At 61.6% G+C, this 22,185-nt stretch carries 25 protein-coding genes; 12 read left to right on the forward strand and 13 right to left on the reverse strand.

Annotation, left to right across the window (positions count from 1 at the left end; all coding sequences use genetic code 11):
- Positions 1 to 27 precede the first annotated feature (27 nt).
- Complete coding sequence (locus tag LQ231_RS15510; protein ID WP_230171991.1) at positions 28 to 486, forward strand: tRNA (cytidine(34)-2'-O)-methyltransferase; 459 nt, start codon at positions 28 to 30, stop codon at positions 484 to 486.
- Between the two features lie 152 nt (positions 487 to 638).
- Positions 639 to 2,102 carry a cell envelope biogenesis protein OmpA gene (locus LQ231_RS15515; protein WP_230171992.1) on the forward strand — a complete coding sequence of 488 codons (1,464 nt, stop codon included), beginning with the start codon at positions 639 to 641 and terminating at the stop codon, positions 2,100 to 2,102.
- 63 nt (positions 2,103 to 2,165) lie between these two features.
- Here the strand turns inward: LQ231_RS15515 and LQ231_RS15520 are convergent, their stop codons facing one another.
- Together LQ231_RS15520 and LQ231_RS15525 are read right to left on the reverse strand one after the other, a co-directional pair.
- On the reverse strand, positions 2,166 to 3,125 hold the full coding sequence (locus LQ231_RS15520; RefSeq protein WP_230171994.1) for a flagellin: 960 nt from the start codon (positions 3,123 to 3,125) through the stop codon (positions 2,166 to 2,168).
- A 152-nt stretch (positions 3,126 to 3,277) separates the two neighbouring features.
- Positions 3,278 to 3,538 carry a hypothetical protein gene (locus LQ231_RS15525; protein ID WP_113141876.1) on the reverse strand — a complete coding sequence of 87 codons (261 nt, stop codon included), beginning with the start codon at positions 3,536 to 3,538 and terminating at the stop codon, positions 3,278 to 3,280.
- Positions 3,539 to 3,676: 138 nt separating this feature from the next.
- Between LQ231_RS15525 and hemF the strand changes: the two genes are divergently transcribed.
- The 3 genes from hemF to LQ231_RS15540 all read left to right on the forward strand — a co-directional run bounded on the left by hemF (position 3,677) and on the right by LQ231_RS15540 (position 5,384).
- Positions 3,677 to 4,591 (forward strand): oxygen-dependent coproporphyrinogen oxidase, encoded by a 915-nt coding sequence (gene hemF, locus LQ231_RS15530; protein ID WP_230171996.1) that lies wholly within the window; start codon positions 3,677 to 3,679, stop codon positions 4,589 to 4,591.
- 171 nt (positions 4,592 to 4,762) lie between these two features.
- Entirely contained in the window at positions 4,763 to 5,038 is a 276-nt protein-coding gene (locus LQ231_RS15535; RefSeq protein WP_113141878.1) for a hypothetical protein, read from the forward strand.
- 157 nt (positions 5,039 to 5,195) lie between these two features.
- Positions 5,196 to 5,384 (forward strand): DUF1059 domain-containing protein, encoded by a 189-nt coding sequence (locus LQ231_RS15540; protein WP_113141879.1) that lies wholly within the window; start codon positions 5,196 to 5,198, stop codon positions 5,382 to 5,384.
- 20 nt (positions 5,385 to 5,404) lie between these two features.
- Here the strand turns inward: LQ231_RS15540 and LQ231_RS15545 are convergent, their stop codons facing one another.
- Genes LQ231_RS15545 through LQ231_RS15555 form a run of 3 tightly spaced genes read right to left on the reverse strand, consistent with a single transcriptional unit; the run spans position 5,405 to position 7,910 of the window.
- Entirely contained in the window at positions 5,405 to 6,661 is a 1,257-nt protein-coding gene (locus LQ231_RS15545) for a CCA tRNA nucleotidyltransferase (protein WP_230171998.1), read from the reverse strand.
- Positions 6,658 to 7,290 (reverse strand): CoA pyrophosphatase, encoded by a 633-nt coding sequence (locus tag LQ231_RS15550; RefSeq protein WP_230172000.1) that lies wholly within the window; start codon positions 7,288 to 7,290, stop codon positions 6,658 to 6,660. The genes LQ231_RS15545 and LQ231_RS15550 overlap by 4 nt, the downstream gene beginning before the upstream one ends.
- A complete protein-coding gene (locus LQ231_RS15555; protein ID WP_113141882.1) occupies positions 7,287 to 7,910 on the reverse strand; it encodes a DUF1285 domain-containing protein in 624 nt (207 codons plus the stop codon). Before LQ231_RS15555 ends, LQ231_RS15550 begins: the two co-directional genes overlap by 4 nt.
- A 158-nt stretch (positions 7,911 to 8,068) precedes the next feature.
- Between LQ231_RS15555 and LQ231_RS15560 the strand changes: the two genes are divergently transcribed.
- Genes LQ231_RS15560 through LQ231_RS15580 form a run of 5 tightly spaced genes read left to right on the forward strand, consistent with a single transcriptional unit; the run spans position 8,069 to position 15,323 of the window.
- Complete coding sequence (locus tag LQ231_RS15560) at positions 8,069 to 9,082, forward strand: MoxR family ATPase (RefSeq protein WP_230172003.1); 1,014 nt, start codon at positions 8,069 to 8,071, stop codon at positions 9,080 to 9,082.
- Between the two features lie 15 nt (positions 9,083 to 9,097).
- Complete coding sequence (locus LQ231_RS15565) at positions 9,098 to 10,018, forward strand: DUF58 domain-containing protein (protein WP_230172006.1); 921 nt, start codon at positions 9,098 to 9,100, stop codon at positions 10,016 to 10,018.
- Positions 10,015 to 12,831: a DUF4159 domain-containing protein gene (locus tag LQ231_RS15570; protein WP_230172009.1), complete on the forward strand. Its 2,817-nt coding sequence runs from the start codon at positions 10,015 to 10,017 to the stop codon at positions 12,829 to 12,831. Before LQ231_RS15565 ends, LQ231_RS15570 begins: the two co-directional genes overlap by 4 nt.
- A gap of 1 nt (position 12,832) precedes the next feature.
- On the forward strand, positions 12,833 to 14,902 hold the full coding sequence (locus LQ231_RS15575; RefSeq protein WP_230172012.1) for a hypothetical protein: 2,070 nt from the start codon (positions 12,833 to 12,835) through the stop codon (positions 14,900 to 14,902).
- A 4-nt stretch (positions 14,903 to 14,906) separates the two neighbouring features.
- Positions 14,907 to 15,323 carry a GNAT family N-acetyltransferase gene (locus LQ231_RS15580; RefSeq protein ID WP_230172014.1) on the forward strand — a complete coding sequence of 139 codons (417 nt, stop codon included), beginning with the start codon at positions 14,907 to 14,909 and terminating at the stop codon, positions 15,321 to 15,323.
- Between the two features lie 7 nt (positions 15,324 to 15,330).
- On the opposite strand, the gene LQ231_RS15585 is transcribed toward LQ231_RS15580, so the two are convergent.
- Positions 15,331 to 16,215, reverse strand: a complete 885-nt coding sequence (locus LQ231_RS15585) for a glycosyltransferase family 8 protein (RefSeq protein ID WP_230172016.1) — start codon at positions 16,213 to 16,215, stop codon at positions 15,331 to 15,333.
- 104 nt (positions 16,216 to 16,319) lie between these two features.
- A complete protein-coding gene (locus tag LQ231_RS15590) occupies positions 16,320 to 16,910 on the reverse strand; it encodes an N-acetyltransferase (protein WP_230172020.1) in 591 nt (196 codons plus the stop codon).
- A gap of 251 nt (positions 16,911 to 17,161) precedes the next feature.
- Here LQ231_RS15590 and LQ231_RS15595 point away from each other — a divergent pair, with 251 nt between their 5' ends.
- Positions 17,162 to 18,145: a glutathione S-transferase family protein gene (locus LQ231_RS15595; protein ID WP_230172021.1), complete on the forward strand. Its 984-nt coding sequence runs from the start codon at positions 17,162 to 17,164 to the stop codon at positions 18,143 to 18,145.
- Positions 18,146 to 18,147: 2 nt separating this feature from the next.
- Here LQ231_RS15595 and LQ231_RS15600 read toward each other — a convergent pair whose 3' ends face one another.
- Positions 18,148 to 18,639: an NUDIX domain-containing protein gene (locus LQ231_RS15600; protein WP_230172028.1), complete on the reverse strand. Its 492-nt coding sequence runs from the start codon at positions 18,637 to 18,639 to the stop codon at positions 18,148 to 18,150.
- A gap of 41 nt (positions 18,640 to 18,680) precedes the next feature.
- On the opposite strand from LQ231_RS15600, the gene LQ231_RS15605 reads away from it, so the two are divergent.
- Positions 18,681 to 19,592 (forward strand): metallophosphoesterase, encoded by a 912-nt coding sequence (locus LQ231_RS15605; RefSeq protein WP_230172029.1) that lies wholly within the window; start codon positions 18,681 to 18,683, stop codon positions 19,590 to 19,592.
- 55 nt (positions 19,593 to 19,647) lie between these two features.
- On the opposite strand, the gene leuA is transcribed toward LQ231_RS15605, so the two are convergent.
- The 5 genes from leuA to LQ231_RS15625 all read right to left on the reverse strand — a co-directional run bounded on the left by leuA (position 19,648) and on the right by LQ231_RS15625 (position 22,185).
- Positions 19,648 to 21,363 (reverse strand): 2-isopropylmalate synthase, encoded by a 1,716-nt coding sequence (gene leuA, locus LQ231_RS15610; RefSeq protein ID WP_113142503.1) that lies wholly within the window; start codon positions 21,361 to 21,363, stop codon positions 19,648 to 19,650.
- Positions 21,364 to 21,518: 155 nt separating this feature from the next.
- Entirely contained in the window at positions 21,519 to 21,647 is a 129-nt protein-coding gene (locus tag LQ231_RS27225; RefSeq protein ID WP_290371364.1) for a hypothetical protein, read from the reverse strand.
- Positions 21,648 to 21,691: 44 nt separating this feature from the next.
- Positions 21,692 to 21,937, reverse strand: coding sequence for a BrnA antitoxin family protein (locus LQ231_RS15615; protein ID WP_230172031.1), 246 nt, complete (start codon positions 21,935 to 21,937; stop codon positions 21,692 to 21,694).
- Positions 21,915 to 22,088 carry a BrnT family toxin gene (locus LQ231_RS15620; RefSeq protein ID WP_356636299.1) on the reverse strand — a complete coding sequence of 58 codons (174 nt, stop codon included), beginning with the start codon at positions 22,086 to 22,088 and terminating at the stop codon, positions 21,915 to 21,917. The genes LQ231_RS15615 and LQ231_RS15620 overlap by 23 nt, the downstream gene beginning before the upstream one ends.
- Positions 22,060 to 22,185, reverse strand: coding sequence for a BrnT family toxin (locus tag LQ231_RS15625; RefSeq protein ID WP_230173438.1), 126 nt, complete (start codon positions 22,183 to 22,185; stop codon positions 22,060 to 22,062). The genes LQ231_RS15620 and LQ231_RS15625 overlap by 29 nt, the downstream gene beginning before the upstream one ends.

The raw sequence follows: 22,185 nt of genomic DNA on the forward strand, positions 1-22,185 counted from the left end.
ACCGGGGCCTGGCGTAGAACCTGCCCCATGACAGCGCTCCGTATCGCCCTTTTCCAGCCCGACATACCCGGCAATACCGGCACCATCCTGCGCCTTGCCGCCTGCCTCGGCTTGAAAGTCGACATCATCGAGCCGGCCGGCTTCGTTCTGTCCGACAAGAACCTGAAACGCGCCGGCATGGATTACCTCGCCAGCGTCGCGATGACACGCCATGTCAACTGGGAGCAATTCGACCAGTGGCGACGCCGGGAGAACCGCCGCCTCGTTCTCGCCTCGACCAAGGCGGCCGAGCCCTATACCGGCTTCCGATATCAGCAGAACGACATACTGCTCTTTGGCCGCGAAAGCGCCGGCGTTCCCGATCATGTTCATGACATCACGGATGCCCGTGTTATTATTCCGATGGTGGAAGGCCAACGCTCGATCAACGTGGCCATGTCGGCCGCGATGATTGTCGGCGAGGCAATGCGGCAGATCGCGCTTTAGCCCTCCGAAAAAGGCAATCGTCAAGGACCGCGCCGCCCCGATCCGTTAGCTTCGGATCGAAGCCGAAAGCCATTGCGCGCCGATATACAACCACAATTGCTAATTCATCCGGAACGGTTTATGTTGCAGCGCAGCAAAAATGGGAGATGGAAATGTTCGAAACAGCATTCGCCCTGAGTTTGACCCAGTTCGCCCGCACCTTCAGCACACCCGAACGGCTTCAACACCGGCCCGCGCGCAATGCGGCTCTCGAGCCATGGCGCATGCGCAACACCGGGCTCGACGCACTCTTTTACGACGTGAAGTCGCTGTCGGCCGAAGAGACGTTCTATATCAGCGATGCGCTGGCCTCCGAAGGCCTGATCATGATCGTCCCGCCGGCCGGACAGGGCATGCTGACGATCTGCGACAGCATCGAGGAGTACCGCCTGCGCGGTGGTCGTGACGTGCACGCCCTCGCCGTGGCCGGAATCGGTGGATCGGCCATCGGCGCCGCCGCCTTCGCCCGCAACGTTGCCAATGCGATCGATGCTCCGGTAGCGGCCGTCGTCTCTGGCTACGGCCTCGGCGATATCGTCAACGAGGCGATCGGTGGCGCCTTTTTCTTCGGCTGGCTCGGCCATGTGCGCAGCAATCTCGAAGTCATCGATGATATGGTCGGTCGGCCAAAACTCGGCGCCTATGGCAAACGCGATGCGGATACCGAAAGCATCCGCAGCACCGGCTTGGACACGGACACGGTCGCCACTTTGCTGGCTGACCCCGAATTCTCGTTCAACCTGCTCGCCGGCCACTCTCGCGGCAACCGTGTCCTGGCGGATGCCTTGCAATTGCTGACATCATCGGCACCGGCTCGCCTCAAGTTACTGGCCGACACGTCCCGCATCGTCACTTTCGGCGGTCGCATCAAGATGCCGGACATCTTCGCCGACGTCGTCGATGTGGTGGGCGAACTGGATTGGTTCGGCGAAATCAATTCGCGCCCGAAGATCAAGACCGACATCCGCGTTCCGCTGTGTGGCCATTCGACCAATACTGATATCGCCGGCGCACTGCAGGTCACCAAGGTTCTGAAGGATATCCTTGGCCAAGGCGCGGAGCGCGCCAGGGAAGTGACGGCGGACGAGGCCCCAACGATAACCCTGGTGGCCGAACCACCACCTTCTGAAGCGCTCGTGGACGAACAGATTTTGCCGGAACCGCCCGTGGCGAAACCGTCTCCGCCGCCCGCAGCCGTGATGACGCTGGTCCCGCCAGTAGAGCCGCCTGAGGCTAAGGTTGAGGCTGAGCCCGAAGCGCCGGCGCCCGCAGCATCTGCGGTCGATGCCGAGCCAGCGGTCCTGTTGCCCACGACGGTCAGCGAAGTCAACTTCACGCCGTCAGCGGCGCTTGATGCGGCTTCGGCACCGGTTTCGACACCCATAAAGGCAGCATCGGACAAGCCATCGGCAACACCCTCGATCACCGCGCGTGCCAAGACGAACAGCTATCCTGGGCTGCCGCCGGCACCGGAGTCTCCTCCCCCGCTGTCGGCCGCATCGCCCAAGGGAAAGGCGCCAACCGACAAGACACCAACCGACAAGACACGGGGCAAACGCGCCGCGCGGAAACGCTGATTGGCATCAACACCGATAAAAGCCCGCATCTCTGCGGGCTTTTATCTATGATCCGTGGTCAGTTCAGAGAAACAGTTTCAGCGAAGCGCTCATGGAATTGTTGGCAATGTTGAGCGAAGTCGTTTGAAGCTGCTGCGCCGCCATCTGGGCAGCCAGGACGACGGAATGTTCGTTGAGGTCCGCGTTGACCAGCCGACCAATGCCGGTCTCGGTGACATCCTGCACACCCTGAATGAATTCCATGTTCGCCGAAACCCGATTGCGCGTGGCGCCAACCTCCGCCCCCGTGCTGATCATGTCGGCCATCACCCGGTTCAGTGCGGAAATCATACCGTCCAGTTCGGCACTGCCGGTCTGGCTGTCGATCTTGATTTCTTTCGAACTCGCCGCATTGGGCACGACGGAATTGGCATCGATCAGATGAAAGTCGTACAGCGCACCGGATCGCGTCATACCGGAATAGGAACGTGTCAGCATGCCATCGGCGGCGTTCTCGCCTGAAACCAGGGTGGACTTCGCGGTGTCGAAATCGATCATGTTGATCGACAGGTCACCCTCGCCGCCATCCGTGACCGACGCCACCATGGAGGACACTTTCGGCTGCGACCCCGCTTCAACTTTCAGCCAGTTCTGACCGTTGAAGGCACTGTTGTCGACCACCGCACTCAGTTGATCCTTCAACTGCGTAATCTCGGAATTGATCGCTGGCTTGTTCGCGCCGACAGCGGTAGCAAGCACGAGTTTGGACTGGATTTCCGAAACCAGGCGCGTGGCTTCGCGAATGCCGACGGCAGCCGTATCTGTTAGGGCTGCCGCAAGGCCGTTCGCATCTTCGACGCTCGACATCGAAAGACTGCTCGACCTCATCGTCGTCGCAATGGACCAATAGGCGGTGTTGTCTGCCGCCTGTTCGACGGCACGACCGTTCGCGACCTGCCTCTGCGTGCGCTCCAGCGCCGAAGTCGAACCGGTCAGCACCGCAAGCGAACTCGCGGATGTGGAATTAAAAGAGACTGAACTCATCGAGAAGCCTAGCGTCGCCTATCATGTCGAACAATGCCGCAAGCATCATGCACGGCCGTCCTCACGACACAGAATGCCACCCATGTTTTGTCGTTCGATTGCGCCAATCATTAGAATTCGAGATATTTCAAACATTCCGGGAAGCGCGCTGCTCAATCGGCAGACGGCAGACGCCGCATGGTGAATTCGATCTGGTCGCCATCAAGCTGGCGCCAGCTTTCCACCTCGGTCCAGTAGGCGGCCTTGGGAAACGTATCGAACCATTCGCGCGCCTTTGCGCGGGCCTCGTCGCGGGTGAGGCAATACGTCTCGCGGACAAAATGGCCTTTCCCGCCGCCTGAAGAGGCGGCCCGATGGTCGGCAATGCGTTTTCTCAGGCCGTTAAGCGGCGGCGGACCGGGTATTCTCGTCATGACATACCTCGCATCCCGTGACATTAGTGCGCCCCACATCGATTGGCGAGTCGATTTTGCCGGTGGGGCTTCCGATCCCGGTGGCCGCGCATATATGAAACTGATAATCGACGCGCAGCGACGCAATGAGGAAAATCCATGCAGCGACCGGATCTGCCAAAAGGCCTTCCCGCCGATATTGAAGACAAGAAGATCGCCGCGCGCACGTGGTTCGAGAGCTTGCGCGACACCATCTGTTCGTCCTTCGAGGCAATTGAAGACGAATTGGCCGGTCCCTTGTCGGATCGCCAGCCCGGACGCTTCAAGCCCAAGGACTGGCTGCGTGAAAACGGCGAAGGCGGCGGCGGACGCATGTCGATGATGGAAGGCCGCGTCTTCGAAAAGGTGGGCGTGCACACGTCGACCGTACACGGCGAATTTTCGCAAGAATTCCGCAAGCAGATGCCCGGCGCGGAAGAAGATCCACGCTTCTGGGCCTCCGGCATTTCGCTGATCGCCCATCCGGTCAATCCCAATGTGCCCGCCGTGCACATGAACACCCGCATGGTGGTCACTTCAAGCCAATGGTTTGGCGGTGGCGCCGACCTTACTCCTGTCCTCGACCGCCGCCGCACCCAGGAAGACAGGGACACGCAACTCTTCCACCGGGCGATGGAAATAGCCTGCCAGCACCACGCCGATATTGCCGACTATCCCGCCTACAAGGCTTGGTGCGACGAATACTTTTTTCTCACGCACCGCAACGAGCCACGCGGCGTCGGCGGCATCTTCTTCGATTGGCTCTATCCACAGGCGGACAAGGGCGGATGGGATGCAAACTTCGCCTTCGTCCAGGATGTCGGCCGCGCCTTCAATCTCGTCTATCCGAAGATCGTCCGCAGCAATTTCAACACGCCCTGGACGGAAGAAGACCGTGACGAGCAACTGGTACGCAGAGGCCGCTATGTCGAGTTCAATCTGCTCCACGATCGCGGAACGATCTTCGGATTGAAAACCGGCGGCAATGTCGAATCGATTCTTTCTTCCATGCCGCCTGTGGTTCGTTGGCCCTAGGCAAGCACCGATAAAAGTTATCCACTGCTCGTGCACAGGGCGGTGGATAAAGAATACGCTAAAATATCGGAAGCTTAGCCTGCGCAGCCCGAATGCTTGACGGAAGTCATTGCATTCAACGGAATCCTTGCTCATTCTGCGGGCTCACGCAGTTTCGAGGAGGAGAATGCGATGACCCAGTCCGGTACTGCAACCATTGCCGCAGTGAGTGAGACCGCCCCACGCTCCATTGACGTACCCGAATTGATTGACCGCCTGGCGGAACGTTTGCGCTGCTCAAGCGATGTCGATCTTCCGCACTCCTATTTCGTCGAGCAGGTACGACTTGGTCTGGGTGGGACCAATCTGACCGACCAGATGGTCGCGAACGACATTGAAGGTCCCGGCCGCAAGCAGCAGAGAACCGCGGCACAATCTGTCTTTCATGCCTGGGCCATGCCCGACTGACGCCAGCGTGCGCAGATGACGATCCACAATCCACCGCCTGTATCCGCCCGTGCACTGCACGGGCGGCTTTTTAGCAAATGGGCGTGAACATTGGGGCCTCTGGTTCGTTGCCTGTGCAAGGGCTGGTACCAAAGGCACTGAAACGGAGGAGACAACCATGAAAAGCTTTGAATGCGGAACCCTGGTCCCGGGCTGCAATTGGCACACCCGCGCCGAAGAGGATGCGGAAGTCGTACGGCGCGCTATCGAGCACCTGCGCGCGGACCATGGCGAGGACACCATACGTCCGGCCATGGTCGATAACATCAAGGCGCGCATCCGCGAAGACCACAAGGTCGATAGCTGAGCAAGCTCTGGTCCCGAAGATCAGCCTTTCGCAAGCGCCGCAATACGGGCCAGCAGTTTTTCCCGGTCGAGGGTAAAGTTGGAGGCGATCCATCCGGCTTCGACCTTGGCAAGGATCTCGCCAACGGCTGGCCCAGGCGTCACGTTTGCCGCCAGGACATCGCTGCCTTTGACCGGCAGGACCGGCCGCTCGAAGCGCTCCGCACGCTGCAGCAGCGTCGAAAGGCGTGCGGCTTTGGCCATGAATTTCGGATCGCCTTCCACCTGCATGCGTGCCGAAGCAAGCTCCAGCTTCAAGACCCGGATCATCCCATCCTGACCGAATTGATAGAGGTCGCGATCGAAGGCAACGTCAGTCGTCGTGTCCGATGGCTTCGGCGCTTTCGCATACCGCTCCAGCACCTGCGCCTCTGCATTGGAAAGCTTCAGCCGCTCCGCCATCGCAGCGACCCGCGCAGCATCTTTCGGCACGATCGCAGACAGCCGCAACAACGGATCGACGGCCCAGCCCAGCGCCTGTTCGGCCGCGATCAGTCCCGGAATGGCGTCAATGCCCCATTTTTCCGTTTCCGGCAGGATCTCTCCCAAAACACCGGACTGGCGCATCCACAAAAGCGCCCGGCCCGGATCGCGCGCCGAAAGCAGCTTCTTCGTCTCGCTCCACACCCGCTCGGCCGACAGCGTCTTCAGTTTCTCGCGCGCCCTGGCGCAAGCCTTCAGCCCCGCCGCATCCGGACGGCCATGGCCGTAATAGGCGAAGAAGCGGAAGAAGCGCAGCACACGCAGATAGTCCTCGGCAATCCGCTGCTCCGCGTCGCCGATGAAACGGACGGTGCGCGTCTCGATATCGGCAAGCCCGCCGACCAGATCGATCACCTGCCCGTCCTGACCGGCATAGAGCCCGTTGATCGTCAGGTCGCGGCGTTCGGCATCCTCCTGCCAGTCGGCCCCGAAAGCCACCTGCGCCCGCCGGCCGTCGGTCTCCACGTCCCGACGCAAGGTCGTGACTTCATAGCCCTTGCCATCCAGGACGAGGGTAACCGTGCCGTGTTCGATACCGGTTGGCACCGCCTTGATGCCCGCCGCCTTGGCCCGCGCAATCACCTCTTCCGGCTGAAGCGTCGTTGCCAGATCGATATCGCTGACCGGCAGTCCAAGCAGGCCGTTGCGCACCGCCCCGCCCGCGACCCGAACCTCGCCGCCATCGGCATTCAGCAAGGCAAACAGCCGCCCGAGCGCCGGTGTGCGGAACCAGTCCTGCTGGGAAAGATCGGTCATGCATAAAGCCTTTCGTAAAGCGTCCGGATGATACCGGCGGTAATGCCCCAGATCTGGCGTTCGCCATAGGGCATCACGTAAAAATGGCGGACCACGCCCTGCCAGACGCGGCTGTCCTGGCGGTGGTTCTGCGGATCCATCAGGAAGGATAGCGGCACTTCGAACACACTGTCGACTTCGGCCGGGTTCGGCGTGATCGTGAAACCGGGCTGCACCACGGCCAACACCGGCACGATACGAAAACCGGTACCGGCCAGATATTGCGGTAGACGGCCAACGGTCTCGACATAGGCCGGATCAAGGCCGATTTCCTCATGCGCCTCGCGCAGTGCAGCCTCTTCCGGCGACACATCGGTCTCGTCGATGCCACCGCCGGGAAAGGCGATCTGTCCGGCATGCTTGCGCAGTTTCGTCGTGCGCTTGGTCAGGATCAGCCGCGCCTCGTCACCATCGTCGATGATGGGCACCAGGACGGCTGCATCCTTGAGCTTCAGGCTTTCGATCTCGATGACGCTGGCAAGGTTCAGCACATGATCGCCGTGATCGCGCCATGCCTGATCGACCGGCCCGCCAGCCTGGTTCAGCGCCCGACGGCGGAAATCCGCGGCCGAAAATTCAAACCCGTTCATCGCGACAGCCGTTCGAGTTCATCCGCCGGCATCACCGGAAAGACAGCCCCGCCGGACGTGACAACAAACATTGCGCGTCCATCGATTTCGCGCACCTCGCCCTTTTCCACCAGATCATACATCACGGCGCGCGACACCAGCGCCTCCAGTCTTCCGCGGACATGCAGGTAGGGTTTCAACTCATGGTTCTCGCCATGGATCACGAACCGCAACGGGTGCTCGCCCCCCGCTTCGACAACGTCGCCGACATTGGTGCGAAACGTCAGCACCTGTGCACCGTCAATTTCGGTCGCACTCATCTCGACGGCGACGAAATGCGCGTCCTGGATTCGGATGCCAACCTTTTCCACAGGTGTGACGAGATAGGTTTTCCCATCCTCGTCCTTGCGCAGAACCGTCGAGAACAGCCGCACCAGCGGTGCCCTGCCGATCGGCGTGCCCATATAGAACCATGTCCCATCGGCACGGATTTCCATGTCGAGATCGCCACAAAACGGCGGTTCCCAGCGATCCACGGGCGGCAAACTGGCCTTTCCGCCCTCGGTCTGGGCTGCGGCGCGCGAAATCAGCGCCGCCAGTCCGGCCGCGTCCGTCGTCGCTTTCAGCGTTTCGCTTGCCATATTCGCGTCCCGGTTTGGTCTCTAACCTATCACAGTCACGAGATAGTCATTCGGAACGTGCTTGTCAGCCGCTTGTTCGCTAATAAGTTAGTTTCAGACGCTGCGGATCGCGTTCGCACCCGATTCGCCGGAATAGGCCGAACCAATTGGAGCTAACCATGGGCATGATGCCAAATCCGGATGCCGCACTGGACGACAAGGCGATCATCGAAGCCGCCGAAAAGGCGCTTGCCGACATTGCCAATATCCGCGCCGAAGTCGGCAAGGTGATCTTCGGCCAGGAAAAAGTCGTCGAAAATACCTTGCTGGCCATCCTGTCCGGCGGTCATGCGCTGCTCGTTGGCGTACCGGGTCTCGCCAAGACCAAGCTGGTCAGCACGCTCGGCACGGTTCTCGGCCTCAACGGCAATCGTATCCAGTTCACCCCTGACCTGATGCCCTCCGATATTCTCGGCACGGAAGTGATGGACCAGGACGAAAACGGCCGCCGCTCCTTCCGCTTCGTCAAGGGGCCGGTCTTCGCCCAATTGCTGATGGCAGACGAAATCAACCGCGCCAGCCCGCGCACCCAGTCGGCGCTCTTGCAGTCGATGCAGGAATATCACGTCACCATCGCCGGACAGGCCTATCAGCTGCCCGCCCCCTTCCACGTGCTGGCAACCCAGAACCCGCTGGAACAGGAAGGCACCTATCCCCTGCCCGAAGCCCAGCTCGACCGCTTCCTGCTGCAGGTCGACGTGCTTTATCCGGAACTGGCCGCCGAGCGTCAGATCCTGCTGGAAACCACTGGCGTCAGCGAAAACCGCGCGACCAGTGTCGTGAATAGCGAGCGTCTGCTGGAAATCCAGAAGCTGATCCGTCAGATGCCGGTGTCCGACACCGTCGTCGATGCCATCCTGTCTCTGGTGCGATCCGCCCGCCCCGGCCATGGCAATGCGGAAACCGACAAGAATGTCGCCTGGGGTCCGGGTCCGCGCGCCGGCCAGTCGCTGATGCTTTGCGCCCGCGCCCGCGCACTCTATGAAGGCCGCCTCGCTCCCTCGATCGACGATGTTCATGCGCTGGCCGAGCCGGTGCTTGAACACCGGATGGCCTTGACCTTCGCCGCCCGCGCCGAAGGCATGACCGTTCGCGACGTGATTGACGGTCTTGTCAAAAGCCTTCGGGCATAAGGAGGCATCGCCAAGGTGGCATCGATCGGCCAGATCGTCGAGCAGACCTCAAGCAGCGAAGTGCTGAAACGCGCGCGCCAGCGTGCTGTTCTGGTACCCGATTGCATGGTCGAGGCAAAACGCATCGCCAACACGGTGATTGCCGGCTGGCATGGTCGCCGCAAGCGCGGCATCGGCGAAAACTTCTGGCAATTCCGCCCTTATTCCGGTGGTGAAAGCTTCGCCCGCATCGACTGGCGCCGCTCCGCCCGCGACGACCATACCTATATCCGCGACCGTGAATGGGAAGCCGCCCATACCGTCTGGCTCTGGGCCGACATGTCGCCGTCGATGATGTACAAGTCGAGCTTCGCCTCGGTGTCCAAGGAAAGCCGCGCCGTGGTGCTGATGCTGGCGCTGGCCGAAATCCTGGCGCGATCCGGCGAGCGCATCGGATGTCCGGGCATCATGGAGCCGGTTTCCGCCCGCAATGCCGCCGAACGTCTGGCGACCGCGATCATGCACGCGCCGCTGACCAGCGGCTTGCCCGACACGCGCATGATCCGTGGCGCCAGCGACATCGTCCTGATCGGCGACTTCCTCGATGACGCAGACCGCGTCATGGAACGCATCACGCCGCTCGCCCGTCGCGGCCTGCGCGGCCATGTCGTCGAAATCGCAGATCCGGCTGAGGAAACCTTCCCCTATACCGGCCGCACCGAATTCACCGACCCGGAAACCGGCGACAAGCTGATATCCGGTCGCGCCGAAAGCCTTGGCGACGACTATCGCCGGGCCTATATCGCCCGCCGCGACAGCATCAGCGACCAGTTGCGCCGCATGGGCTGGAGCTTTGTTCACAACCGCACGGATCGCCTCGCCTCCGAAGCGCTGGTCGCCATCCACATGCATCTGTCGGGCATGACGCCTGCCGTTGCCCGGAGCAGCGGCCCATGAACGCCCTCCCGCTCGCCTTCGGCGCTCCCGCAATCCTGATGGCTCTCGCAGCCCTGCCGCTGATCTGGTGGCTGCTTAAACTCACGCCGCCGCGCCCGAAGGCTGAAGTGTTTCCACCGCTGAAGATACTCGCCGGCGTGCTGAAGCGCGAGGAAACACCCTCGAAAAGCCCATGGTGGCTGACCCTCCTGCGCATGATGATCGCCGCCCTGGTCATCTTTGCGCTGGCCGATCCCGTGCTCAATCCGCGCAACGCCTCGCTGTCGGCCGACGGCCCGCTGGTGCTTGTCGTCGACAACGGCTGGGCAACCACCGCCGACTGGGATCGCCGTGTCGAAACCGCAACCACGCTGATCGGCGACGCTGGTGACCGCAACATTCCGGTGTCGATCGTCTTCACCGCCGACCAGACGCATGACGCCGTGCCCGGTACATCCGCCGCAGCCTTGGAGAAGCTTGGCGCGGCAGCGCCCAGGCCGCTGCGTCCCGACCGGACCCGTACCATCGACGCGCTGCGCACGGCCCTTGCCGAAGACGGCGCCGGCACGCTGGCCTATATTTCCGATGGCGTAGCGCTTCGCGACGACGATCCGTTTCTGGGCGATCTCGCAGCCTTGTCACCGGTTGAGTTTCGCCTGATCGAAGGATCCGGCCAGGCTACGGTCGCCATCACCGGCGCCAACAATGGTGCCGATGCCCTGGCCGTCACCCTGTCACGCCTGAAAAGCGCCGAGGCCCAGAGCCTGATCGTCGATGCGCAGGACCGCCAGGGCCGCGTCATCGCCTCGGGCCCGGTCAACTTTGCCGTCGGCGCGACCGAAGCCAGCGGCAATATCGCCGCCCCCTTCGAACTGCGCAATGATTTCGCCCGCCTGTCGGTCGCCGGCATTGCCAGCGCCGGCGCCACGCATCTGCTCGACGACGGTTTCCGCCGACGCAAGGTAGCACTGATCTCCGGCGACAGTGGCGATGGTTTCCAGCCGCTGCTTTCGCCGCTCTACTATATCGAACGCGCCCTCGGCCCCTATGCCGATCTCGTCAAACCGGGCATGACCGACCTCGCCGTCTCGATACCGGAAATACTCAAGCAGAACCCATCCGCGATCGTTCTTGCCGATGTCGGTCGCTTGCCGGCCGATGTCTATGAACCGATCGAGCGCTGGATTGCCCGGGGTGGTACGCTTATCCGCTTTGCCGGCGCACGCCTCGCTGCAGCACCCAGCGGCGACCCGCTCGTGCCGGTCATCCTGCGCCAGGGCGAGCGGGCCCTTGGCGGCGCCCTGTCCTGGGCCGAACCGCAACCGCTCGCAGACTTCCCCAGCTTTGGCCCCTTTGCCGGCATGCCGCGAGCAGATGGCATTCTGGTCAAGCGCCAGGTTCTGGCCGAGCCGACCCCTGATCTTGCCGAGCGCACCTGGGCGAGCCTTGCCGATGGCACGCCGCTGGTCACCGTCAAGGAAAGCGGCGCCGGCCGCGTCGTTCTCTTCCATATCAGCGCCGAGGCGACATGGTCGGATCTGCCGATTTCCGGCAGCTTCGTCGAAATGCTGCGACGGATCGTGCAACTGACCCGCGTCGGCGCTGCCGAAGCCCAGCCCGGTCAGGCAACCGCGCCAACACTGGCACCTTACCGTCTGTTGACCGACCGCGGCGCCCTGACCGCCGACGCCGGCAATGCAAGGCCGCTTGATCTTGGCCCGGCGCGCCCCGAGGCTGCAACCTTCGACAACCCGCCTGGCCTCTACGGTACCGAGGACGGCTTCGTCGCGCTCAACCTGCTGCCCCCGGAGGCCACGATCAGGCCGATCCCGAGCCCCGCCGGCCTGACCGTTGCGCGTGAGCCGATGGCCGGCACGGAAGCGAAACCGCTGAAACCGAGCCTGCTGATCACCGCATTCCTGCTCTTGGTAACCGATAGCCTCGTTGTCCTGTTCATGGGCGGCGCCTTCTCGCGTATTCCGCGCCGTGCGGCGACAACCGCGACCATGGCCGTCTTTGCCGCGCTCTTGCTTTTTTCCCCCGTGTCGCAGCGACAGTCGGAAGCAGCCGATGCGAAGCGCGGCGACGAGCAGATCCTCGGTCGGCTCGACAACACCCATCTCGCCTATGTCGTCACCGGCGAGAGCGATGTCGACCGCCTGTCCGAACAGGGGCTTGCAGGCCTTACCGACTTCCTCACCTATCGCACCACGCTGGAGCCGGCGCCGCCGGTCGGCGTCGATATCGCCAAGGACGAACTGTCCTTCTACCCGATCATCTTCTGGCCGATCTCGGCTTCGGCACCGATGCCGTCAGCCGCCGCGATCAGCCGGATCGATGCCTATATGCGCGCTGGCGGCACCGTGCTGTTCGACACCCGCGACCAGTTTTCCTCGCTCGGTGACGACGCTGGTCCGAGCGTCAATGGCGAACGGTTGCAGGCGATCCTTGCCAATATCGACATTCCGCCGCTGGAACCCGTCCCCTCGGACCATGTGCTGACCCGATCCTTCTATCTGCTCAACGGCTTTCCGGGGCGCTACAATGGCAGCCCGCTCTGGGTCGAGGCGCGGCAGGAAGCACAGTCCTCGTCCAGCGGCGTTGCCTCGTCCGGCGACGGCGTCACCCCGATCATGATCACCGCCAATGACCTGCTTGGCGCCTGGGCGATCGATACCAATGGCGCCAGCGTCATGCCGATGGTCCCCGCCGATGAACTGCAGCGGGAAATGTCCTTCCGCTCCGGCGTCAACATCATGATGTATATGCTGACCGGCAACTACAAGGCTGACCAGGTACATGTGCCGGCCCTGCTCGAACGGCTGGGGCAATGACATGACCGTGGAATTTGCACCCTTCATCCCCTGGATTGCCATCGGCATACTTTCCGTCTTGGCAGTGTTGCTCTTGACGCTCGGCCTGTTCCGCAGCGTTCGCGGCACGGTCATCCGCTTTGCCGCCTCGGCAGCCGTGTTGGCTGCCCTTGCCAATCCATTGTTGCTGCAGGAAGACCGCGAAGCCCTCACCACGGTTGTCCCCGTCATCGTCGATCGCAGCCAGAGCCAGCAGATCGCCGGCCGTGCCGAGCAGACCGACCGGGCGCTCGAGGGCCTGCGCGACCGTCTGTCGCGCTTCGGCAATATCGAGCCACGCATCGTCGAAGTGACCGATCCGGCGACATCCGACGCGCCCTCGACGAAACTCTTCGAAGCCCTGAACGCGGCCATTACAGACGTACCGCCGGCCCGCATCGGTGGCGCGATCTTCCTGACCGACGGCCAGGTGCATGACATTCCCGGTGAAAACCAGCCCCTGCCCTTCAATGCCCCGGTGCATGGACTGGTGACCGGCAAGGCCGACGAGTTCGACCGCCGTATCGAAATCCTGCGCGCGCCGCGCTTCGGCATCGTCAACGAGGAACAGGAACTGACCTTCCGCGTCTTCGATGACGGCAAGGCCTCCGATCAACCGGCCGACGTGACCGTCAAGATGAACGGCGAAGATATCGGTGCGCTGAACGCCGTTCCGGGCGCCGAGACGTCCTTCGCCTTCAAGGTCCCGCGCGGCGGCAACAATGTGCTGGAATTTTCGGTCGCTGGAACGCCCGGCGAAGTCACCGATGTCAACAACCGCGCCATTCACCTGATCGAGGGCATCCGCGAAAACCTGCGCGTGCTGCTCGTCTCCGGCGAGCCGCATGCCGGCGAACGCGCCTGGCGCAATCTCTTGAAATCTGACGCCTCGGTGGATCTCGTCCACTTCACCATTCTGCGCCCGCCGGAAAAGCAGGACGGCACGCCGATCAACGAACTGTCGCTGATCGCCTTCCCGACCCGCGAACTCTTCGTCGAGAAGATCAACGACTTCGACCTGATCATCTTCGACCGCTACCAGCATCGCGGCGTGCTGCCGATCCTCTACTACGACTACATCGCCGAATATGTCCGCAATGGCGGCGCCCTGCTGATTGCCGCCGGTCCCGAACATGCCGGCGAGGATTCGATCGCGCTCACCCCGCTCGCCACCGTGCTGCCAGCCTCCCCGACCGGCGACATGCATGAGGCCGGTTTCTATCCGCGCCTGTCGGAACAGGGCAAGCGCCATCCGGTGACCCGCGGTCTTGACGGGTCGGCGGTTGAACCGCCGCAATGGGGCCGCTGGTTCCGCAGCGTCGACGTCGACCAGACCACCGGCGAAACCGTGATGACCGCCGATGACGGTCGCCCGCTGCTGGTGCTCAACCGCGCCAATGAAGGCCGTGTCGCCATGCTGCTCTCCGACCAGGGCTGGCTCTGGGCCCGTGGCTTCGAAGGCGGTGGCCCGCATGTCTCGCTCTATCGCCGCATCGCCCATTGGCTGATGAAGGAGCCGGAACTCGAGGAAGAGGCGCTGAAGGCCCGCGCCACCGGCCGCACAATGGAAGTCACGCGCCAGACCATCGGCGACGCGCCGGGTTCGGCAACGATCACCACGCCGTCGGGCCAGACGGAGAGCTTGAATCTTGCTGAAATTCAGCCGGGCCTCTATCGCGGCGAACGACGGATGACCGAAACCGGCCTGTTCACCGTCACCAACGGCGACTTTTCGACCCTGGTGCATGTCGGGGCCGTCGATTCTCCCGAATTTCGCGCCATGGTCTCGACGACGGAAACGCTTGCCGGCGTGACCGGCAAAAGCCGCGGCCTGCTTACCCGCCTCGATGACGGCGAAGCTGGGTTGCGTCTGCCCGATATTCTGCCGGTGCGTGGCGACATCCGCATTGCCGACGATCGCCGCATGCTGATCCGCCTGACCGACGAAACCGTGCTGAAGGGCGTCAATACGCTGCCGCTGTTTGCAGGCTTTGCCGGGCTCGGAATCCTGCTGCTGGCCGTGTCTGCCATGTGGTGGCGCGAGGGGCGCTGAACGGATGGACGAACTGCAGCTATCCGACAGTGTCCCGGCAGATGCCGAGGCCACGATATTGGCCGGCCTCAAGGCGCATAACGACATCATGCTCGGCCAGACGGACCGCCGGAACCTTTTCATTCCACTGACCGATGACGAAGGCCATATCGATGGTGGCCTTGTCGGCTATACCGGACGTGGCTGGCTTTATGTCGAAATGCTCTTCGTCCCCGAGCGCCTGCGCAGACAGGGCATGGCCGGCAAGCTGCTGCAATGCGCAGAGCAGGAAGCCCGCGCCCGCGGCTGCATCGGTGCCTACATCGACACGATCAATCCCGATGCCTACCGTGCCTATCAGCGGCAAGGCTACGATGTCTTCGGTCGGATCGACAATTTCACCCAGGGCTTCGATATCACCTGGATGATCAAGCGGTTCTGAATGTGGATCAAGTCCCGCGAGGCGTCTGTTGAGCCTCGAAATAGCGCTGCGTGATCCTGTGCTTGCGCTGCTTCGTTACATTGATCAGATGGTGGGACAGCAGGCTACGGATATTGGCAAAAATTGATGGCGTGGCGCAGAAGCCGGCCCACGCCGTACCGGCGAGTTCCGTCTTGTAGAATCGGTGCGCATCACGGTGCATGAATTGCACCCGTGAATGCCATGGCTTCTTCGGCCCGGTGAAATGCAGGATGGCAGGCTTTGGGACAAAGGCCAGGATACCGGTCTGGGCATTCCATTTCGGATCGAGCGGCAACCAGTTCCTCTCGGTCACCACGTTCAACGCATCCTGGTCCGGGCAATCGTAACGATTGGAATCCCGGAAAAACAGCGCGCGCGCATCCTTCAGGAAGTTGCGCCGCTTCAAACCAGCCCAGTCGATCAGAAGCACGCCGGAATTGAAATATCGACTTTCCGGCGCCGTGCCGATCTGTGCGATGCGAACGCCCATATTGCGAGGGAAAGCCATCAGGAAATCGTCGACCGCAGCCAGTGGCTGGCCCTTGAGATCGATGTCGAACAGGGCATCGAGCGCCGACACCACAAGCGTGTCGGCGTCCAGATAGAGAAGACGGTCGATGTCGGATGGTAGCTGCTCATCCATGTAAAGCCTCGCGACCGCCGATGCAGGCCACCGCCCCAACCCCTGTCCTTCGAAGGAAGGCGACACGAAATCAACGACTTCGATATCAAAACCGTGATGCCGGGTGAAGATCTTGATCTGCTCGCGGGCATTGTCGTCGATATCGATGGCAAGCAGGAAGAAACGCACCGATGTCAGGCCGACATGCCGTTTTGCCGAAAGCAGGGCACAGCAGGCGGCTGGCAACATGCGCCTGTCCGAGCAGGTGATGACACCATGAGACGCAGTCTCCCCATGCGACGGGACAGCAAGCATATCAGAACCTCACCCTCGTTTCGGCTTGCTGCCGGCGATCAGTTTCCGACGTGCAGCAGGCGTTCGCCCGTCTCCCACGACCATCCTGGGCTGTCAAGCTGAGCAATTTCCACCGAACCGCCGACCTTTAAGGGCCGCCATTCAATGACGCCCTTCAACCGCCCGTGCACATCGGTCGCCATCGGCACGACCAGCACCCGATTGGCATCGACCGGCCCCGGGAACTCCAGCGCCTTGTAGCTGACCTTCTCGAAGCCGAGCGGCATGTAGTAGGGCGGATCGCCGACGAGGATCACCGCTTCCGACCCCTTGCGCCGGGCAGCCTCGATGGCAATGCGCACCAGTTCGCGGCCGATGCCCATGCTCTTGTGCGACGGCCTGACCGCAAGCGGCCCGAGCAGATGCCCCTGGACGGATCCGGCCATGACAGGGGTCATGCGCACGGAAGCGATCGTCTCGCCATTGTCGGCGCAAATGAACGACAGCGACCGGTCATGCGGTCCCTGCTCGCGAATGCGCGCAGCGGCACGTGTATGCCGGCCGGGGCCGAAAGCTTCTTCGTTGATGAGTTCGATGACAGCGTCGTGCGACGCATCCTCGGTGAGGTAGATAAGCCCGGAATTATTCATGGATGACCGAAACCCGCAGATAGACAGCAATAATGTTCGCGATGACGCCTCGTGGCGTTCGTGAGCATCAGCGTCGTCGCAGGGTCCGTACTACGGTCATCGGGAGGCTTTCTCGTTTGTTGCGGAATCCCGTAGCAGCAAAATTATTTTGCGTCCAATGGAAAAACGCAGTGTTCAACCATCTGCCCCTCGCAATCTGGCCGGGACGCCGTATTTTCAGGACAAGTTAAGAACGAACAAGGATGAAATCCATGGGCATGCTCGTAGACGGCGTCTGGAATGATGTCTGGTATGACACGAAAGCGACCTCCGGCCATTTCAAGCGCGGAGCCTCCACGTTTCGCAATTGGGTGACCGCCGACGGATCGGCAGGACCAACCGGGGATGGCGGCTTCAAGGCCGAAGCCGGCCGTTACCACCTCTATGTCTCCTATGCCTGTCCCTGGGCGCACCGCACCCTGATCTTCCGCAAGCTGAAAAAGCTCGAAGACCTGATCACGGTTTCGGTGGTCGATCCGCTGATGCTGTCCAACGGCTGGGAATTCCACGATCGTGACGGCGCGACCGTCGACCATCTCTTCGGCTCGGATTTTCTCTGGCAGGTCTATACCCGCGCCGACACCAAGTTCAGCGGTCGCGTGACGGTTCCGGTCCTCTGGGACAAGCAGACCAACACCATCGTCTCGAACGAATCCGCCGACATCATCCGCATGTTCAATTCAGCTTTCGATCACCTGACCGGCTCGACACTCGACCTGCATCCGTCCGACCTCCATGTCGAGATCGATACGGTCAATGCCCGCGTCTACGACAACGTCAACAACGGGGTCTACAAGTCAGGCTTCGCCACCACCCAGGAAGCCTACGAAAGCGCCGTGCATCCGCTGTTTGAAACGCTGGACTGGCTGGAACAGCGCCTGACCGGCCAACGTTATCTGTTCGGCAACCGCATGACTGAAGCCGATTGGCGCCTGTTCACCACGCTGGTGCGTTTCGATCCGGTCTATGTCGGCCATTTCAAGTGCAATATCCGCCGCATCGCCGACTATCCGGCTCTATACGGATATCTGCGTGACCTCTACCAAACCCCGGGCGTCGCCGAGACCGTCGAGATGCGCCACATCAAGCATCACTATTATCGCAGTCACCTGATGATAAACCCGACAGGCGTTGTGCCGGTTGGCCCGGAGCTTGATCTGGAAAAGTCGCACGACCGGGAAAAGCTGGCTGCTTGAGGCTACCAATGGTGCGACAGCGGCACCTCGCCGCCAAGCTCGCTTAGCCGCCGCAAGGTTGCGGCGGTGGTGCCCTGCGGCAGTTCGCCGAGGTCAAAGAAACCAGCCTCGACGATCTCGCGGTCGGCAAGGCGCGGTGCCGTCTGGCGAACGCTGACACGGTAAAGAACGACATGGTCGCGCCGGCTGATATTGCGGTTGAAATAGACGTGGAAGAGGCTCGCAGCGCCGGCAATCTCAAGATTACCCTCTTCCCGCAACTCCTTCGCCAGCGCCTGCATCACCGTTTCGCCACGCTCAACGCCACCCCCCGGTAAATGCCAGCCCGGCACATAGGAATGACGCACCAGAAACACCCGCCCCTTCTCGTCGTAACAGGCAGCCCGCACGCCGAGCGTCATGCCGCGGCTGAGGGCAAAATAGACATGCAGCAACCTGACAAGGAACTTCTTGGCCCGGCCGGGGATTTCCGCACTATCATCCGCTGGCGTCATTTTCCTTGCCCCCCAATGCCCGCGCCTTTAAGAGAGACGCCATGTTCAAGCTCGCGCATATTTCCGACGTCCATCTTGGCCCTTTGCCGAACCTGACGATCCGGGAACTCGCATCGAAGCGGATTACGGGCTATGTGAACTGGCATCGCAACCGGCGCAAGCACCTTTTCCCCAATGCTTTGCAGATGGTGCTGGACGGCCTGCGCCAGCAACAGCCCGATCATCTGGCAATCACCGGCGACCTGGTGAACCTGGCGTCCCGCCTCGAGATCCGCCTCGTCGCCGAATGGCTGCAACAGGCTGGAGCGCCGCTCGACACGTCCGTCGTGCCCGGAAATCACGATGCCTATGTTCCCGGCGCCCATGATCGCTCGGTTCATGCCTGGTATGATTATATCCGCGGTGACGACGACCCGCTGATCTGGCAGGACGACCACAAGATCTTTCCCTATATTCGCAGACGTGGTCCGGTGGCCCTGATCGGTTGCTCCACCTCGATCGCCACGCCTCCCTTTTCCGCCCAAGGCTATTTCAGCGGCCGGCAGGCGCGTGAAACCGCGCAATTGCTGAAAGCGGCCGGTGAGGAAGGCCTGTTTCGCGTGGTGATGATCCATCACCCGCCGATCCGCGGCGCGGCTGCGCAACACAAGCGCCTGATTGGCATACGCCGTTTTGCCGCAGCGATCCGCACCGGCGGTGCCGAACTGGTGCTGCATGGGCATACCCATCTCAACACGCTCTACTGGCTCGACAATCACGGCAAGAGAGTGCCGGTCGTCGGCATCGCATCGGCCAGCCAGGGGCCAGGCGGCAAGAAACCGGCCGCTGGTTACAATCTCTTTTCCATCGATGGAACGGTCGATAACTGGCAGGTGGAATGGCAGCGTTTCAGGATCGAAAGCGACAATGCGCCGCTTGCACTCGATCACCGGCAGATGCTGATCGGCGGCTGACCGCCGCTTGCGATGCGATCGCGGGACCACGTCCGTGGCCCCGCGATGACACAAATCAGGCCTTGTTCTGCTCGGCCAGAACTCGATTGGCCGCAGAGACGATCGCCTCCAGCGAAGCGGTGACGATGTTGGTGTTGATACCGACGCCGAACAGCTTGCCGCCGGCATGCGCCGTCTCGACATAGGCAATCGCGGCGGCATTCGACCCATGCTGCAGCGAATGCTCGGAATAGTCTTCAACCGAAAGCTCGATGCCCAGATAAGTCGACAAGGCATTGACGAAACCATCGATCGGCCCGGTCCCCTTGCCCTCGATGCGCCGGGTCTCGCCGCCATCGGTGATCTCTGCGGCCACGACCCGGATACCCTTCTGGTCGGTTCCCGCCGGATAGGTGTGGTGATCAACGAACTTGATCCGAGCCTCGGGCTGATCGACATAGCGCTCGATGAAGCGTGAATAGATGCGCTTCGACGGCAGTTCGACGCCCTCTTCATCGGTGATGCGCTGGATATCCTCGCGGAATTCCACCTGCAGGTTGCGCGGCAGGTTGATGCCGTAGTCTTCCTGCAGGATATAGGCGATGCCGCCCTTGCCCGACTGCGAGTTGATCCGGATGATCGCCTCGTAGGAACGGCCGACATCCTGCGGGTCGATCGGCAGATACGGCACTTCCCAAACCGGATGATTGGCGGTCTTGATCGCCTTCATGCCCTTGTTGATCGCATCCTGGTGCGAGCCGGAAAACGCGGTATAGACCAATTCGCCGACGTAAGGATGGCGCTCGGGAATGCTCATCTCGTTGGAATATTCGTAGACCGCCTTGATCCGCTCGATATCCGAGCAATCGAGCTTCGGATCGACGCCCTGGGTGAACATATTCAAGGCCAGCGTCACGACATCGACATTGCCGGTGCGCTCGCCATTGCCGAACAACGTGCCTTCGACACGGTCGGCGCCGGCCATCAGGCCCAGTTCCGTTGCGGCAATACCCGTGCCCCGGTCGTTGTGCGGATGCAGCGAGATGATGCAGTTCTCGCGATTGTCGATATTGCGGCACATCCATTCGATCTGGTCGGCATAGATGTTCGGCGTCGCCATCTCGACGGTCGACGGCAGGTTGAGGATCAGCTTGTTGTCCGGCGTCGGCTTGATGATCTCGACCACGGCATTGCAGATTTCCAGCGCCACCTCCAGCTCGGTGCCGGTAAAGCTCTCCGGCGAATATTCGAAGCGGAAGCCGCCACCGGCTTTGGCGGCCATGTCGGTGATCATCTTGGCCGCATCGACGGCGATCTGCTTGATCCCCTGCACATCCTTGCCGAACACCACGCGGCGTTGCAATTCGGAGGTCGAATTGTAGAAGTGGATGATCGGCTTGTTGGCACCTTCCAGGGCTTCGAAGGTCCGGGTGATCAGCTCCGGCCGGCACTGGACCAAGACCTGCAGCGACACATCGGCCGGCACCCCACCCTCTTCGACGCACCAGCGGGCAAAGTCGAAGTCCGTCTGCGAGGCCGAAGGGAAGCCGATCTCGATTTCCTTGAAGCCCATGTCGAGCAACAGCTGGAACATCCGTGCCTTGCGGTCATGGCCCATCGGATTGACCAGCGACTGGTTGCCGTCGCGCAGGTCGACCGAGCACCAGATCGGCGCCTTGTCTATCACCTTCGACGGCCACGTACGGTCGGGGATCTGGATCTGCGGATAGGCGCGGTACTTCTGACCGGCATCCGGCATGCCATTTTTCACGGTCTGGGATTTCATGATCATCGTCTTCATCTCTGCTCTTCGCACTCATCCCGGCTCATAGCGCAACTGCAGGCGCTTGGCGACGGGTGAGCGGCCCCTGTGCGGGCAAATCTCGGTACAAGTTGGGATTTTCGAGGAGCAATCGCCAAACGGCTAACCCGGCCGCCGGGCGCTCCTCAATGGACCCGGCAACCGCGGATAAGGCCGAGAAGAAGAAGCGAGTTTGGCACCGACGCGACAAAGCCGACCGCAGCGTAGGCGGCCTGCATATCAGTCGCAGCAATGGTGGTGCCGTTGATCTTCATGGGACGAGGAATAACCTGGAGAAATGAATCGCGCAAGGGTGTTATTAAGCGGCGGGCTTCGGGGCCTGTTGCAGGCGTTCGCGAATCCAGAGAGAAACCAGCCGATGCCGCGATGTGTTCAAGCGAGCGGCTTCCGCATCAAGTTCAGCCAGTTCTTCCTTAGGTAATTCGAGCTCGACCAATTCGTGTTCCCAATTGATACGACGAGCGTTGGCCCAATCGAAATACTCGCTGACATCCTCGCCATCGTCGAATTTCTTGTCGAATTCAGTTGCGGTGATGGTTTTCATGATATTGGCTCTCCGCCTTTCTGGCCCTGCGAACGGAAATTATACGGATCTTGTTTTGCCGGAGAGTAAAGTACCCCACCCAGAACTTGCCTTCGATCAGCCCCACGATACCATGCCTGACTTCATCGTGCGAGCGCGCGTCGATGGTCAAACCATTTCCTGCGCGCCACCTCCTGCGCTGCCACGAAATCGATTCCGTGCTTCGCTTTGTTCGCATCGCTCTTGGCCGGATCGAATTCGAACTCCAT

Origin of the sequence: Rhizobium sp. CECT 9324, assembly GCF_918741265.1 — a bacterium.
Lineage (GTDB): Bacteria > Pseudomonadota > Alphaproteobacteria > Rhizobiales > Rhizobiaceae > Allorhizobium.

What these genes read in the sequence shown, in the direction of transcription:
- LQ231_RS15510 (WP_230171991.1), top strand. Translation starts at nt 28, where the DNA reads ATGACAGCGCTCCGTATCGCCCTTTTCCAGCCCGACATACCCGGCAAT.
- LQ231_RS15515 (WP_230171992.1), top strand. Translation starts at nt 639, where the DNA reads ATGTTCGAAACAGCATTCGCCCTGAGTTTGACCCAGTTCGCCCGCACC.
- LQ231_RS15520 (WP_230171994.1), bottom strand. Translation starts at nt 3,125, where the DNA reads ATGAGTTCAGTCTCTTTTAATTCCACATCCGCGAGTTCGCTTGCGGTG.
- LQ231_RS15525 (WP_113141876.1), bottom strand. Translation starts at nt 3,538, where the DNA reads ATGACGAGAATACCCGGTCCGCCGCCGCTTAACGGCCTGAGAAAACGC.
- hemF (WP_230171996.1), top strand. Translation starts at nt 3,677, where the DNA reads ATGCAGCGACCGGATCTGCCAAAAGGCCTTCCCGCCGATATTGAAGAC.
- LQ231_RS15535 (WP_113141878.1), top strand. Translation starts at nt 4,763, where the DNA reads ATGACCCAGTCCGGTACTGCAACCATTGCCGCAGTGAGTGAGACCGCC.
- LQ231_RS15540 (WP_113141879.1), top strand. Translation starts at nt 5,196, where the DNA reads ATGAAAAGCTTTGAATGCGGAACCCTGGTCCCGGGCTGCAATTGGCAC.
- LQ231_RS15545 (WP_230171998.1), bottom strand. Translation starts at nt 6,661, where the DNA reads ATGACCGATCTTTCCCAGCAGGACTGGTTCCGCACACCGGCGCTCGGG.
- LQ231_RS15550 (WP_230172000.1), bottom strand. Translation starts at nt 7,290, where the DNA reads ATGAACGGGTTTGAATTTTCGGCCGCGGATTTCCGCCGTCGGGCGCTG.
- LQ231_RS15555 (WP_113141882.1), bottom strand. Translation starts at nt 7,910, where the DNA reads ATGGCAAGCGAAACGCTGAAAGCGACGACGGACGCGGCCGGACTGGCG.
- LQ231_RS15560 (WP_230172003.1), top strand. Translation starts at nt 8,069, where the DNA reads ATGGGCATGATGCCAAATCCGGATGCCGCACTGGACGACAAGGCGATC.
- LQ231_RS15570 (WP_230172009.1), top strand. Translation starts at nt 10,015, where the DNA reads ATGAACGCCCTCCCGCTCGCCTTCGGCGCTCCCGCAATCCTGATGGCT.
- LQ231_RS15575 (WP_230172012.1), top strand. Translation starts at nt 12,833, where the DNA reads ATGACCGTGGAATTTGCACCCTTCATCCCCTGGATTGCCATCGGCATA.
- LQ231_RS15580 (WP_230172014.1), top strand. Translation starts at nt 14,907, where the DNA reads ATGGACGAACTGCAGCTATCCGACAGTGTCCCGGCAGATGCCGAGGCC.
- LQ231_RS15585 (WP_230172016.1), bottom strand. Translation starts at nt 16,215, where the DNA reads ATGTTGCCAGCCGCCTGCTGTGCCCTGCTTTCGGCAAAACGGCATGTC.
- LQ231_RS15590 (WP_230172020.1), bottom strand. Translation starts at nt 16,910, where the DNA reads ATGAATAATTCCGGGCTTATCTACCTCACCGAGGATGCGTCGCACGAC.
- LQ231_RS15595 (WP_230172021.1), top strand. Translation starts at nt 17,162, where the DNA reads ATGGGCATGCTCGTAGACGGCGTCTGGAATGATGTCTGGTATGACACG.
- LQ231_RS15600 (WP_230172028.1), bottom strand. Translation starts at nt 18,639, where the DNA reads ATGACGCCAGCGGATGATAGTGCGGAAATCCCCGGCCGGGCCAAGAAG.
- LQ231_RS15605 (WP_230172029.1), top strand. Translation starts at nt 18,681, where the DNA reads ATGTTCAAGCTCGCGCATATTTCCGACGTCCATCTTGGCCCTTTGCCG.
- leuA (WP_113142503.1), bottom strand. Translation starts at nt 21,363, where the DNA reads ATGATCATGAAATCCCAGACCGTGAAAAATGGCATGCCGGATGCCGGT.
- LQ231_RS27225 (WP_290371364.1), bottom strand. Translation starts at nt 21,647, where the DNA reads ATGAAGATCAACGGCACCACCATTGCTGCGACTGATATGCAGGCCGCC.
- LQ231_RS15615 (WP_230172031.1), bottom strand. Translation starts at nt 21,937, where the DNA reads ATGAAAACCATCACCGCAACTGAATTCGACAAGAAATTCGACGATGGC.
- LQ231_RS15625 (WP_230173438.1), bottom strand. Translation starts at nt 22,185, where the DNA reads ATGGAGTTCGAATTCGATCCGGCCAAGAGCGATGCGAACAAAGCGAAG.